This window comes from Paracoccus albicereus (assembly GCF_024359525.1).
Classification (GTDB): domain Bacteria; phylum Pseudomonadota; class Alphaproteobacteria; order Rhodobacterales; family Rhodobacteraceae; genus Paracoccus; species Paracoccus albicereus.
On sequence record NZ_JAKZEU010000005.1, the window covers coordinates 41,349 to 53,919 of the forward strand.

Here is a 12,571-nt window from a genome sequence, read left to right on the forward strand (position 1 = left end):
TTGGATCAGCGGACGAGGATGCCCGCGGCGAGGAGCGCGGCGTGCGCAGCCGCGATCTCTCCCTCGCTGGGCGTGCCGGCGAAGACGAGGTCATGCCGGTTGACGATGGCAGGGCCGCGAATGAGCGCGACGGCCGGCGCGTCGCCGGCGCTCGCATCCGCCTTGCCCCAGAGCAGCGCGACGGCGGTGTCGGTGCCGTCGACCGCGGCCGGATCGTGCGCGGCGTACTTGCCCGAGGCAGTGATCTTGCCCAGCACGGTGCCGGGCTCGAGCGTGCCGGCGGCGACGGTGATCGTCTCGCGGGTGTAGTCGCGGAAGGCTTCCCAGACGAGGAAGCCGCCGGGATGGGTGCCTTCGACCAGCGTGGTCATGATGTCATCCTTTCAGCTTGAAGGTGCGGGCGACGACCTCGCCCCAGGGGCGCGCGGCCGAGGACCGGCCGGGCTGCGGGTGATGGGGCGCGATCTCGGGCTCGGCCTCGGCCTTGGCGGCGAGGAGCGCCGCGCGCACCTCGTCGAGGCTGGCGTTTTGTTCGAGGAAGCGGCCCGCCATCTGCGGCTGACCCGCGAGACGGCAGAGGTCGACAACGGCCCGGGCGTGCCCAATGGCCTCCGCGCGGATGGCGGCCGGATCGGGCGGCGCGCCACTGGGCGGCGGGGTTTCGGCGGGCGGCTGCGGGGCATTGGAGGCGGCGGCCGGCTCGTCCTCGGCGTCCGCGAACTTGTCACCTTCGTTGGCGTCGTCGGTATCCTCGTCCGCTTCGATCTCACCGCCGTCGCTTTCGTCATCGAGCTCCGGCTCGGTTTCGATAGCGTCGACCAGGATAGGCGGCGCGTTGCGGAAGCGCCCGATGTCGAAGTTCGCGGCGATCCGGACAGGCTCGATCAGCCGGTCGGCGAAGCCCTGCGCCACCGCGTCCGCGGCGTCGAACCAGGTTTCGGCGGCCATCAGCGCGGAGACATCCTCCCGCGGCCGGCCGGATTTCGCGGCGTAGCCCGAGACGAGGCTGCCCTTCACCTTGTCGAGCGCCTCGGCCATGGCGCGCATGTCCTCGGCCGTGCCCATCACGAGGCCGGCGGGGTCGTGGATCATCAGGAAAGCGTTCTCCGGCATGACGATCTCGTCGCCCGCCATCGCGATGTAGGAGGCGGCGGAGGCGGCGATGCCGTCGATCCAGACCGTGACCGGGCCCTCGTGGCGCTTCAGCGCGTTGTGGATCGCGACCGCGTCGAAGACCGATCCGCCGGGGCTGTTGAGCCGCAGATCGACGGGCGTGCCCTCGGGCAGCGCGCCCAGTTCGCTCAGAAACCCCTTCGCCGAGATCCCATAGGCGCCGATCTCGTCATAGATTGCCACTTCCGCGCCCGTCCCGCGGGCGCGGATCGCATACCAGCTTGTCATATTGTCACTCCTGAGTGTCTTTGGGCAGACCAATCAACGGAACTGCCAGGAATGCCGCCAAGAACTAGAACCGGCACTATCGAGACTTCGCTCGCGTACTGCGGCTGATGTCGAAAGGGACCAGAACATGAGAGATTTTCTTCAACAGCACTTTCACGATTGGCGAGACGAGATACCTGGCCCGTGGGTCCAAGTTTTCGACCGGACGGCAGCGAACTTTGAAGCTGTTGCTCCGGACATTCCAGCGCCGCAAGAGGTCTTTCCCCGACTTCGCAGGGACAATCCTGACGGAATGAGCTACCTCCTCCGAGCCTTCGCCGGGTTAGCCCCAGCTGATGTTCGCGTGATCGTTATCGGACAGGATCCGTATCCCTCTCCGCTCCGAGCAACGGGACGTGCGTTTGAGGACGGTGCTGTACCGCAAGTTGAAGAAACTGCGAGCCCGAGCCTGAGACGGCTTGTTCAGGTTGCGGCTGCGGATTTGCTAGAACGAGCAGACCTCGCGCAAGCAGATGCTGGTTGGAATGCAATCACCCAGGAGTTCACGCTCCCTAGCATGTCAGAGATGTTCGATGGGTTGGCATCGCAAGGTGTGATCTTTTTGAACGCCGCCTGGACATTCACCGGAGAAGGGCCTGAACAACTCCGGGTTAATTTAAGGGTCTGGCGACCCGTTATGCGACAAGTCGTCCGACAGCTCATTCTGGATGACCCAAATCGTGTGATCTTAGCCCTCGGAGCCAAAGCACGGGATCTATTTAACTCTCGTTGCCCTCGCCCTGCCCATTTCGTCCATCACTGCCATCCGCAAGAGCGTGGCCTCGCTTGGTTTCGGCCACCGAATCCACTTACTCACGTGAACAACCACCTCTCTGATTTGCAGCGAGCAACGATCTGTTGGTTGCCAGGCTTGGGATCGCCATGGCCGCCTGCAAATTAGGGCTCTCCGTCACCGACCGGTGGAGAAGCTCGCAACCGCTAAAGGGATCGCATACCGGCTTGTCATGCCGTCACTCCTGTTCGGTGGCCGGATCGGTCGTCGCCGCGCCGTCGTCCGTGTCGTTGCCGGCGCCAGCGCCCGGGTCAGGCCGCGCCGTGGGCGTCGCGCGGGCGCCCTGCGTCTCGCCCGGGCTCGTGCGGTAGCGCAGGCCGAGACCTGTCGCGCGCGCGGCGTCGGCCGCGTTCTCGCGGTCGACTTCCTCGATGTCGTAGCCGGTCGCCTCGACCACCTTGCGCCGCGAGGTGATGCCGGCCTCCATTGCCAGTACCTGCGCTTGGATGTCCTTCAGCGGATCGACCCAGTCCCAGCGCGGCGGGATCCATTGCACCGGTCGCGCCGTCGCGGGATCGGCATCGAGCGCGCCAGCGAGCACCGCCGTCTCCAGCCAGCGCCGCCAGACCGCGCGGCAGAGCTGGTGCACGATCACGCCATGCTGCAACTGGCCGATGCGGCGACGGAACTCCACGAGCTCTGCGCGCAGGGACGAGTAGTTCGCCTGCCGGACATCCCCGGTGACGAGGTGATAGGGCAGCCCCAGTGAGGCCGAGACCGCCAGCAGCGTCCGGTACTGGAACGCCTCGTAGCCGCCGCCGACATCGGCCGGGGACGAGAACTTCACGTCCTCGCCCGGCAGAAGCACCTGCATCGTGCCGGGCTCGAGGCTCGCAATGGCCGCCCCGTCGAGATCCGCCTCCGCCTCGCCCATCATGGGCTCTTCCGGCGCGGTCTTGGTGATGAAGCCCGCGAACATCGCCGCGGTCTTCTTCCGGTCGAGTTCGGCGTCGTCGTACTGGTCGAGCAGAAACAGCCGCACCATCGCCGGCGCGATATGCGGCAGCCCCCGGATCTGGCCCGCGTCGATCGGGCGGTAGATGTGCAGCACGTCGGCCGCGGGCACGCGCACCGTCTCCGGGATCACCGCGCCCTGATCGGTGCTGTCGCCCGGATGGCGCCGGCGGAAGTGATAGGCCACGCGCCGGCCGATGGCATCGAACTCGATCCCGCAGCGGATGCGGTTGCCGTTGGCCGCCGTCTCGGTCTTCTCGAAGGGCAGCATTTCCGACTGGAGAAGCTGTAGTTGCAGCGGGACGAGCAGTCCGTCCTCGGCGCGTCTTGAGCGCAGCCGGACGAAGCACTCGCCGGCGACGAACATCTCACGCGCAACCATGGCCTGGAGGCCGTAGAAATCGGTCAGCCCGTCCGCATCGGCCTCGTCGGTCCAGGCGAGCCAGAGCAGCTGCACCCGGTCGCGCAAGTCGGCGTCCCCGATCAGCGACGAGAGCTTGATCCCGTCGCCGACGAGGTTCGCGGCGAAGGCCTCGCAGGCGTTGGCGGCATAGCCGTTGGTCACCACGAGTTCGCGGGACCGCGCGAGCAGACGCGGCCCGCCGGAGGCGACCAGCGCGTTGATGTTCTCGAGCGGCGGGTTCCAGCCGCGCAGCCGGCGCTTCGCCATGGCGCCTTCTAGCCGGGCCCGCACGGCAGCGGGGCCGCCGGCGGCGCGGCGGCGGAAACGGTCGAAGAGGCCCATCGATTAGAGCCCCTTCGCCGTCGTCACGCGCACCTGCCGGACGATCCGGCGCCCCTCGGCCGCAGCGATCTCGCGGTCCAGCGCCTCGATGGCCCGGTCGATCTCGGCCACGCTACGATAATCCACGGTCTTGCCGTCGTAGCTGACCCGCGCCACGCCAGAGGACCGCTGCGCGGTCAGCGCGTCGCGGCGGGCGCGGAGCTCTGCGGCCGTGGCCATGGATCACCTCATGTAGCTCGAGCGCACCGTGCGCCGGCGCGGCATTGGTCGTGTCGGGACGGGCGGCGCAGTTGCCGTGCCGTCCGTTGGCACGTCGTGCTTTGCCACCCCAAGCTGAGCCTCCAGATCGGCCCAGCGTGCTTCGGGCCAGCGATCCGCCCCGAGGATCCACGCGGCCGCGCGGGCATAGACCCGGGTGTCCAGCGCCTCGTTGCGCTCGCGGAGCTTCTGCCATTCGAGCCGCGTGAAGCCACGCTTGCCCTTCACCGTCACCAGCTGCTCGGCGGTCAGCTGTTTCAGCCATTCGCCGTCCGCCCAGTCCGGCAGATGGATCGTTCCGGGCGGGCACAGCGCGCCCACCGTCTGTTCCTCCCTCGTCGGCCGGTCCTGCCGCAGGAAGCGATAGGTCTCGGCCTTGAAGGTCGAGGTGGCCACGGTCCAGAGCCGGGCCCCGCGCCGGAGCCGCTTGCCGGCGACGGTGGCGTCGACATAGGTGGGTCCGGTTACCGGACTCGTCCGGGTGAACCCCTCGACGCCCTTCACCGGCGCGACCTGCGCGAACCCCACCTGGCGCGACCAAGCATAGACCGCGCTGGTCTCGTAGCCGGTGTCGATCGCGAGCCGGGCGAGCGCCATCGGCTGACCCGAGGCATGCGCCCATGTCCGCCCCAGCAGGTCGGTCAGTTGCTGCCAGCAGGCCGGATCGCCGGGGCCGCCCTCGATCACGAGGTGATCGACAAGCCAGCTTTCCAGACCGCGGCCCCAGGCCCAGACATCGACCTCGATCCGGTCCTTCTGCACGTCCGCTCCGGCCGTCAGGAACAGACCGCGCTCGGGCACCGTGCCCGGGGCCCATGCCTCGCGCCGGTCCGCCAGCCGCTGCCAGTCGGGCGCCTCGCCGGTCTCCATCCAGGTCTCGCCGAGGATGGTGTTCCGGAACGCCCGCATCGCCTCGTCGCTGCCCCGTGCCGCTTCATGCGCTCGTGCGATCCGCTGCCAGCTGAGCCAGCCCACCGGCGAATAGAGCGCCGAGAGGTGGTAGCCGACCGTCGTCGGATCGGCGGCAGTGGCGGTCGCCCGCCATTCGCCGCGCTCGAGCATCCTCGTCTTGTGGTGCTCGGCGATGGGCCGCTCGCAGCCCTCGCAGTGATACTCCGCCGTCTCCGGGCGCCCCTTCTCCCAGCGCAGGCGGTCGAACTTCAGCCACTGCATCGCGTCGCAATGCGGGCACGGCACGAAGTAGCGCCGCTGATCGGATGCCTCGAACTCCCGCTCGATCCGGGAGAGCCCGCGGATCGTCGGGGTCGACACCAGGAACACCTTGCGCCTGTGGGCGAAGGTCAGCGAACGGGCTTCCGCCAGCGTGACGGGATCGCCTTCCTCGTCGGCCGAGGCCGGATAGGCGTCGACCTCGTCGAGGAAGATGTAGCGCGCCGGGGTCGAGCGCAGTCCCACCGCCGAGTTCGCGCCGGTCATGATCAGGATGCCGCCCGCGAACTCCTTCGACAGCATCGTGTTGCCCGCATCCCGCGAGCGGGCGGGCTTCACCCGCTCCCGCAGGTCCGGGCTCTCGTCGATCAGCGGGTCGATCCGCTGGCGCGAGTTGCGCTTGGCCAGCTCCACCGTCGGCTGGACGGCGAGCATCGGCCCCGGCGCCTGATGGATCACGAAGCCGATCCAGTTGTTGCCGGCTTCGGTCGCGCCGACCTGCGCTGCCTTCATGAACACGATCCGCTGCGTGGGATCGCCGGGCGAAAGCCGGTCCACGATCTCGCGCATGTAGGGCGTGCGCGCGGTACGGTACTGACCCGGCTCGGCCGAGGCCCGCGAGGCGAGCTTCCGGTGGCGGTCGGCCCAGCTCGAGACCGTCAGGTCCGGATCGGGGCGCAGACCTCGCGACCAGGCGCGGATCAGCGCGGCGGACCCATCAAACCCGAAGAGATCGTCATCCAAGCCCGGGTCGGATCTCCGCGAGGCTGTCGAGCTGGGCGCGGACATGGGCCTCCAGAACCTTCTGCATCTGCGCCGCCTCCACCTCGCATCCTTCCCCGAGCGCCGCCGTGATCTCCGAGGCCATCAGCGCGGCGACCCGCGCCGGCCAGGTCACCCAGGCGTCGCGCTCGTCGCGCGCGAGCCGGAACATCAGCGTCTCTGCCCGGGCGCGGTCGACCAGCTCCCCCTTCAGCTTCTGCAGCCGGATTCGCCGCTCCTGCGCCTTCAGCACCTCGTTCGCGGTCTTGGCCTGCAGGAACGTCGTGCCGCCGCCGACGGCCGGGGCGGAAAGCCCCTGTTCCCGCAGCGTGTCGCCGACGGCGGCGACGGCGGCCTCGGGCACCGGTTTCAGCTTGGGCGCCGGCGCCTTTCTGGTCTTCGACGGGTCCGTCGTCTCGGCCCGCCGCTTGTCGGAGGCTGCGGCATCGATGCTGCCGTCCTCGTGCAGGACGAGCCGACCGGCGGCCTTCGCCTTCTGGATCGCGCCCCGCGACAGCCCGACACGGGCGGCGTACTGGCGCTCGCTCAGACCCTCCATCGACGGCTCCGATTATCATTCAAGATCATGTGCTTATCTCGTTGATAGGCGTCGCGGTCGGAGCGAATGTGTCTCCAGAAGGACGATGCAACTCACCACGGAGCCACCAGAATGACCCGCCGCGCCACCGCCACCAACGACAAAGCCCTCGACGCCTTCATCGCCGCCAAGGCCGAGATCGACGCGATGCTGGAGCGGCTCGCCGCTTTCAGCGCCGACCACTTCGAGACCAGCCCCGACGAGATCAATTGGGGCCATGTCGGCACCCTGAACCACTACCGCGCCAAGCTGCGCGAGATCACCGACATGGCCTTCAGCGAAGGCGAACACGCCGAGTGAAACTACCCGCTCCCGCTCCCGGTCCCGCTCGCCGACTGGCGGGCTCGACCTCGTAGAAGGGCCCGCATTCCGCGCGCCCCGATACCGGAGACGACGATGACCAAACTTTCCGACACCCAAGCCCTGATCCTGAGCGCCGCCGCCCAGCGGCCCGAGCACATTGCCCTGCCGCTGCCCGAGAGCTTGCGCGGCGGCGCCGCCGCCAAGGTGGTCGGCGCGATGCTCGCCAAGGGCTTCCTCGAAGAGGTCGACGCCGACACGCGCAAGGGCGAACCCATGTGGCGCGAAACCGGCGATGGCCCCGGCGTCACGCTGGTCGCCACCGACGCAGGGCTCGCCGCCATCGGCATCGAGTCGGAAGACGCACCCAGCGCGCACAGGGGCGCCGACGTGGTGCCAAGCGACGCGCCCGCGACGGACACCCCCAGCCAACCCGAGACCGAGCCCAAGGCGCACACGCCGCGCGAGGGCACCAAGCAGGCGCAACTGATCGCGATGCTCCGCGCCGAGAGTGGCGCGACCATCGAAGAGATCGTGGCGGCACTCGACTGGCAAGCTCACACCGCTAGGGGTGCCATGTCCGGCGCGCTGAAAAAGAAGCTCGGCCTGACGATCACCTCCGAGAAGGTCGATGGAAGGGGGCGCGTCTACGCCATCCGTGACTGACGCTGTGCAATGAAACGAACAGATGCCGCCGCCTAACGCCGGGCGGCGGTCTCTCACTCCGCGCTCCGCACCCGGATCGCCTCGAACAGCCGCCGCAGGGCGAAGGAGCGCGCGATGCTCACCACGGTGAAGATCGCGCCCATCTTGAGGTTCTGCGCCAGCGTCGTGTGCAGCCCGAAGATTGGGAAGATCAGGATCTGCGTCACGACTGCGACGCCGTAGCCCACGGCAACGTTTGCAATAGCCTCGACCAGCGACATGGCCCGGCTCTGTTTCATCCCTGCTGTCCCCGTCATCATTCGCAAAGGCCATACTGGCTCGAGCAGGACAGCCCCTCGTCGCTCCAGCTGAGAAGATCGTACTGCCGCCCCCCGCGCGCGGTCTTGGCCCATCGGAACACCGCATCGGCTCCCGGCCACTCCGCGTCGTTGCAGAGGTCCGACAGTCGCCGCCGCCGCTCCCGGTCAAACTCTTTGCTCTCCGGGTCCAGATCTGGATGGGCTCCCTGCGTCTCCGCGATCGCGCGGCGCTTGAGCTTCTTGACCAGTGCCGCCCCTTGCGGGGTCTTGTCGGCTGCGAAGAACGTGGCGATGCCGCGTTTGGACGCGGCCATAACCGCCGCTTCATACTCAAGCAGACGGTCGATCGCCCAAGGATGCCGTCGGCCGATAGCAGCCAGTTCCACCTTGCCCGCATTGATGCAGGGGAAGCAGCCAACCCGTCCCATGCCCTGCAGGTAAAGCGGGTTTGGCGGCATTCCGTGCGCCCGCGCGAAGGCGAAGACGTTGTCGGCGCTCCAGTGAATCAGCGGCCGAAAGAGCACCATGTCGTGCCGATCCGAGAACCGGACGCGTTGCGTGAAGGGCGCCTGAGCACGATTGCGGCTCTCATCTCGGCGTACGCCGAGCCATTGAACGACGGGGCCTGTCTCGAGTGCCGGGCCCACGCACGTGTCGAATACCGCCCGTTCCTTCAGGTATTCGGTGCAGAACTGCGCCTTCCGACTCGGGAAACGCCCTTTCCACAAACAGAGGTCCAGCATCGGGATGCCCGTGGGGACTAGCGCCGCCAACGCCCTCTCGACCGTCGTCTCCGGTACGCCCTCTTCACGCCAGACTGTCTCTACGTACCGTCGCTTGCGTGCGATCTCGGCAGAGAAGTCGGCGCGCACCATCTCGACCACGGGGCCGCCGGTGCGCTCAGAGAGCTGCGCGGCATATTCCAGCGTTACCGGATGTTCATGGCCCGTGTCGGCCATGATGGCTCGGAACGGACGACCGCGGCGGAGCGCGAGCAGGTAGACGGCGGTGGAATCCTTTCCACCGCTGATGTTGACGAAATGCGCGGCCATGACTTCAGCCAGGCACCGCCTGGACGTCCGCCTCGGCCGCGGCCGGGGTCTCGCCAAGCCGCTCGGCCTTCACGTGCGCGAAGGTCCGGCCGTCGCCGTCGAGGATTGCGTCCTTGCCGGTCTCGGCCTGCCAGCGTTCCACGGCGACATCGACATAGGCCGGGCTGATCTCCATCGCGAAGACGCGACGGCTGTTGGCCTCGCCGGCCATGATCTGAGAGCCGGAGCCGGAGAACGGCTCGTAGCATAGCCCGCCACGGGCGACGTGCTGGCGCATCGGGATCCCGAAGGCGTCGAGCGGTTTCGGCGTCGGGTGATCGGGACGGTCGTCCTTGGCGAAGCTGGGCAGCGCCCATGTCGATGGCAGCGTTTCCTCGGCCACCTTCGGCGGGCGGTTCGGGCGGCGCCAGCCCATGAAGCAGGGCTCGTGTTTCCACAGGTAGTGCGAGCGGGTCAGAACACCGCGGTCCTTCACCCAGATGATCTGCTGGTGGACGAAGGCCCCGGCCTTCTCCCAGCAGGCCTCCAGCATCGCTTGGCGGCGCGAGGCGTGCCAGCAGTACCAGGCCGCGTCGTCCGTGATCGCCTCCGCGACGGCGGCGGCGATGAACCCATCGTAGAGATCGGCCCCCTGGCTACTGTCGTCCCAGGTGACGCCGTAGGACTGCGACCAGTCCTTGTTCCGCGTCGGATGGTTCGAGCCGTCGTAATCGACGAGGTATGGCGGGTCTGTCGCGAACAGCACCGCGCGTTCGCCGTTCATCAGGCGGCGCACGTCGTCGTGCGAGGTCGAGTCCCCGCAGAGAAGCCGGTGATCGCCGAGGATCCAGAGATCGCCCGTGCGCGACGCGGGATTACGCGGCGGCTCGGGGATGGTCACCGGCGGCACGGAGCCCCCGGCGCCACCTTCTTCTTCGCCGCCCCCGTCCGGATCGAAGGCCAAGAGCTTGTCGAGTTCGCCGTCGGAGAAGCCAACCAGCGACAGGTCGTAATCGTCAGCCAGCAGGTCCTGCAGCTCGACCGAGAGCAGCGCCTCGTCCCAGGTGCCGAGTTCCGTCAGCTTGTTGTCCGCGATCCGGTAGGCCCGGCGCTGCGCCTCGGTCAGGTGCCCCAGCACGATCACCGGCGCTTCGGTCAGCCCGAGTTGCGTCGCGGCCAGCACCCGGCCATGGCCCGCGATCAACTCACCGTCCTCTGCCACGAGGCAGGGCACGGTCCAGCCGAACTCGGCCATGCTGGCGGCGATCTTCGCCACCTGGTCCGCGCCATGCGCCTTCGCGTTCTTCGCGTAGGGCTGCAGGCGCGCAAGCGGCCAGGTCTCGATCCGCTCGGGGGCGAAGGCGAGGGTCATGCAGGTTCCTGTCGATGGTCGATCGGCATCCGCCGGGTGGACCCCGGCACGGAGGGGGCCACCGGCTTCTGGTTGGACTCCGGTATCCGCGGGGTATCCACCCGGGGCGGCCGGTCAGATGTTTGAATTCACAATGCTTTCAGGGCGCCGTGGCTGGATGCTGGATTCCGGTGGCTTCCCAAAAATCCAGCCCTGTCGCTAGCGAAATGCCGAGCCAAGCCCGCCAGCATACGTTTCGGCCAGGAAAGGAACCGGAAAACAATGGCTTGGCGGCCTGGACCCCGGCTGGACCCCGGAAGCCAGCCCCGGTGTCCACCTCGGGATCAGCGTCGGTCCATCCGAGCGCACGACCCCGAGTATATCGCCATGGATACCGTCAGAAGGGCGATCCGTCTCGCCGCCCGGTGTCTCGCCGAAAAGTGTCTCACGCGCCCGTCGAGCCTTGACATAGTCAGTGCGACGCGTGCGCCACCACGAACTCCATCGACCGCTTCTGCGGCACGCGCCTCCCGTTCAGCCGCCAGACGATGACCGCGATCCCGTACTGCCAGCGCCGGTTTGCGGTGGCACGGCTGATGCCGAGCTCCCAACAGATCGGTTTCCACGGCTTCCGGTTCGCCCGGAGCCAGAGCAAGCGCGCGTCGGCGGGGTCGAGCCAGCGCAGCCAGAGCAGCGCATCCTCGGCCTGCGTGATGTCGCGCGGTCCTGGCTTCGGCCGGCGGGTTCGGGGCTCCTGGCCGACCTGATCGGCGAAGCTGTGGAAGTACTCGGGCCAGGCGTTGAAGTAGCCCTGCGGCTTCACCTCAGGCAGCGAACGGAACACGTCGGCCGCGCTCTCGAGCCGGTCTTCGACCATGGTAGGCGTCCAATCAGCCATTCGCAGCCTCCCGGTCGTGCGTGCGAGGCCCGTACAGCTTCTCGCCAAGCTGACGGACCCGCTCGCGCTCCGGCCAGGTCAGGCGGTGGTCGTCGACGGAGACGGCCAGCACACCCTCGTCATGCCAGCCATCGCGCTTCACCTGGTCGGGATCCCGGCGCGTACCGCCGTAGCCTTTAGGGTGCCACCTCATCCCAGGCCCCCGTTCGTCTCGATCGCCCAGTGCAGGATGGCGATCGCGTCGGCCTCGTTGTCGTCGGTGGGTGAGAACCCTCGTGCTCGCGCCGCGGCGATCATCGCTTCCTTCGGCGCGTTGCCCTTTCCGGTGGCGTGGCGTTTGATCGTTCCGACCGGAACGCCTTGGTAGGGGATGCCGCGCAGCTCGGCCCACGAGGTCAGGGTTGCCATCAACCCGCCGTAGATGTGGGCCGCGTCGGTCCCAGCGTGGCGACGCACCTCCTCGAACCAGATCGCGGCGATGGGCCCTGACAGACGGTCGAGTTCGGTCAGCCAGTTGGTGAAACGGAGGTAGCGCATGCCGCCACCGTCGAAGCGACCGGGGCGGAAGCTGACTGTGCCACTGGTGGTCAATCCGTCATGGCTGCGGAGCGCCCAACCGGTCGTGGTGCCGAGATCGAGGGCGAGGATGCAGGACCGGTTGATCGCGTCCGGCTCGGGGCGGACGTCCTGCGCGGGGATCGGTGTGTTCATCGTGAAGGCTCATAAGCTGTGGGCCTTCGGCTTTGGTCGCCGCAAGATGTAGCATCCGCCGGTCCTCGGCCAAAGCGAAAACGACGAGGGACGACGAGGCCTGCGAAGATCGACGCGCCGCCCGTCCCGGTCCCAACCTCCGACCGCTTGGTCCCAACCTTCGAGGGGGTTGGGACAGTCCTTTATCGTGTTACTTCAATGATTTGACCGGATGCGGCCCCAACCTCGGTGTCCCCAACGGGGGTCCTTCTCTTTTCGTATAGAAAAACATGTTCCCGACCTTTTCCGTTCTCCCACATGAATGTGTAGCAAAAGGTTGGGACCACAGGGTGAGGTTGGGGACACCGTTGTTTTTGAACGGCTTTTCGTGTCCCCAACCCCCTCGGGAGGTTGGGACAGGGTTGGGCCACCGGGGAGGTTGGGACAGGCAATCAGGCAGGCAGATGGTCTGAGTGCCGGCAAATCAGAAACTGCTGGCTGCCTCGTCGGCTTCGGTCACGAGAGAAAGGACAAATCCGGTATGCGAACACCTCTCCAATTGTTACTATATCTGGGATCCCGAAGAAGGCCTTACCTCAACCGGTTGTGGCTTTAG

At 67.6% G+C, this 12,571-nt stretch carries 15 protein-coding genes; 3 read left to right on the forward strand and 12 right to left on the reverse strand.

Annotated features, from left to right (window positions below; translation table 11 throughout):
* Positions 1 to 5 precede the first annotated feature (5 nt).
* Positions 6 to 371 (reverse strand): head decoration protein, encoded by a 366-nt coding sequence (locus MLD63_RS13875; RefSeq protein WP_255330509.1) that lies wholly within the window; start codon positions 369 to 371, stop codon positions 6 to 8.
* Between the two features lie 4 nt (positions 372 to 375).
* Entirely contained in the window at positions 376 to 1,401 is a 1,026-nt protein-coding gene (locus tag MLD63_RS13880) for a head maturation protease, ClpP-related (RefSeq protein ID WP_255330510.1), read from the reverse strand.
* A 292-nt stretch (positions 1,402 to 1,693) separates the two neighbouring features.
* Between MLD63_RS13880 and MLD63_RS17980 the strand changes: the two genes are divergently transcribed.
* Positions 1,694 to 2,341 carry a uracil-DNA glycosylase family protein gene (locus MLD63_RS17980; protein WP_369697011.1) on the forward strand — a complete coding sequence of 216 codons (648 nt, stop codon included), beginning with the start codon at positions 1,694 to 1,696 and terminating at the stop codon, positions 2,339 to 2,341.
* A gap of 70 nt (positions 2,342 to 2,411) precedes the next feature.
* Here the strand turns inward: MLD63_RS17980 and MLD63_RS13885 are convergent, their stop codons facing one another.
* Genes MLD63_RS13885 through MLD63_RS13900 form a run of 4 tightly spaced genes read right to left on the reverse strand, consistent with a single transcriptional unit; the run spans position 2,412 to position 6,681 of the window.
* Positions 2,412 to 3,932 (reverse strand): phage portal protein, encoded by a 1,521-nt coding sequence (locus MLD63_RS13885; RefSeq protein WP_255330511.1) that lies wholly within the window; start codon positions 3,930 to 3,932, stop codon positions 2,412 to 2,414.
* A gap of 3 nt (positions 3,933 to 3,935) precedes the next feature.
* Positions 3,936 to 4,151 carry a phage head-tail joining protein gene (locus MLD63_RS13890; RefSeq protein ID WP_114076593.1) on the reverse strand — a complete coding sequence of 72 codons (216 nt, stop codon included), beginning with the start codon at positions 4,149 to 4,151 and terminating at the stop codon, positions 3,936 to 3,938.
* Between the two features lie 3 nt (positions 4,152 to 4,154).
* Positions 4,155 to 6,149 (reverse strand): phage terminase large subunit family protein, encoded by a 1,995-nt coding sequence (locus tag MLD63_RS13895; protein WP_255330512.1) that lies wholly within the window; start codon positions 6,147 to 6,149, stop codon positions 4,155 to 4,157.
* Positions 6,097 to 6,681 carry a hypothetical protein gene (locus tag MLD63_RS13900; protein WP_255330513.1) on the reverse strand — a complete coding sequence of 195 codons (585 nt, stop codon included), beginning with the start codon at positions 6,679 to 6,681 and terminating at the stop codon, positions 6,097 to 6,099. The genes MLD63_RS13895 and MLD63_RS13900 overlap by 53 nt, the downstream gene beginning before the upstream one ends.
* A 111-nt stretch (positions 6,682 to 6,792) precedes the next feature.
* Between MLD63_RS13900 and MLD63_RS13905 the strand changes: the two genes are divergently transcribed.
* The gene (locus tag MLD63_RS13905) at positions 6,793 to 7,020 is read left to right on the forward strand and encodes a vacuolar protein sorting-associated protein 35 (RefSeq protein WP_255330514.1); all 228 of its coding nucleotides are present in this window, start codon (positions 6,793 to 6,795) and stop codon (positions 7,018 to 7,020) included.
* 96 nt (positions 7,021 to 7,116) lie between these two features.
* On the forward strand, positions 7,117 to 7,686 hold the full coding sequence (locus MLD63_RS13910; protein WP_255330515.1) for a DUF3489 domain-containing protein: 570 nt from the start codon (positions 7,117 to 7,119) through the stop codon (positions 7,684 to 7,686).
* 53 nt (positions 7,687 to 7,739) lie between these two features.
* On the opposite strand, the gene MLD63_RS13915 is transcribed toward MLD63_RS13910, so the two are convergent.
* From MLD63_RS13915 to MLD63_RS13940, 6 genes are all read right to left on the reverse strand, one after another.
* Complete coding sequence (locus MLD63_RS13915) at positions 7,740 to 7,964, reverse strand: DUF7220 family protein (RefSeq protein WP_255330516.1); 225 nt, start codon at positions 7,962 to 7,964, stop codon at positions 7,740 to 7,742.
* Positions 7,965 to 7,981: 17 nt separating this feature from the next.
* Complete coding sequence (locus tag MLD63_RS13920; protein ID WP_255330517.1) at positions 7,982 to 9,037, reverse strand: phosphoadenosine phosphosulfate reductase domain-containing protein; 1,056 nt, start codon at positions 9,035 to 9,037, stop codon at positions 7,982 to 7,984.
* Positions 9,038 to 9,041: 4 nt separating this feature from the next.
* Complete coding sequence (locus MLD63_RS13925) at positions 9,042 to 10,388, reverse strand: site-specific DNA-methyltransferase (RefSeq protein WP_255330518.1); 1,347 nt, start codon at positions 10,386 to 10,388, stop codon at positions 9,042 to 9,044.
* Between the two features lie 451 nt (positions 10,389 to 10,839).
* A complete protein-coding gene (locus tag MLD63_RS13930; protein WP_255330519.1) occupies positions 10,840 to 11,244 on the reverse strand; it encodes a DUF6362 family protein in 405 nt (134 codons plus the stop codon).
* Positions 11,245 to 11,257: 13 nt separating this feature from the next.
* Complete coding sequence (locus MLD63_RS13935; protein WP_255330520.1) at positions 11,258 to 11,458, reverse strand: hypothetical protein; 201 nt, start codon at positions 11,456 to 11,458, stop codon at positions 11,258 to 11,260.
* Positions 11,455 to 11,976 carry a crossover junction endodeoxyribonuclease RuvC gene (locus MLD63_RS13940; RefSeq protein ID WP_255330521.1) on the reverse strand — a complete coding sequence of 174 codons (522 nt, stop codon included), beginning with the start codon at positions 11,974 to 11,976 and terminating at the stop codon, positions 11,455 to 11,457. Before MLD63_RS13940 ends, MLD63_RS13935 begins: the two co-directional genes overlap by 4 nt.
* Positions 11,977 to 12,571 lie beyond the last annotated feature (595 nt).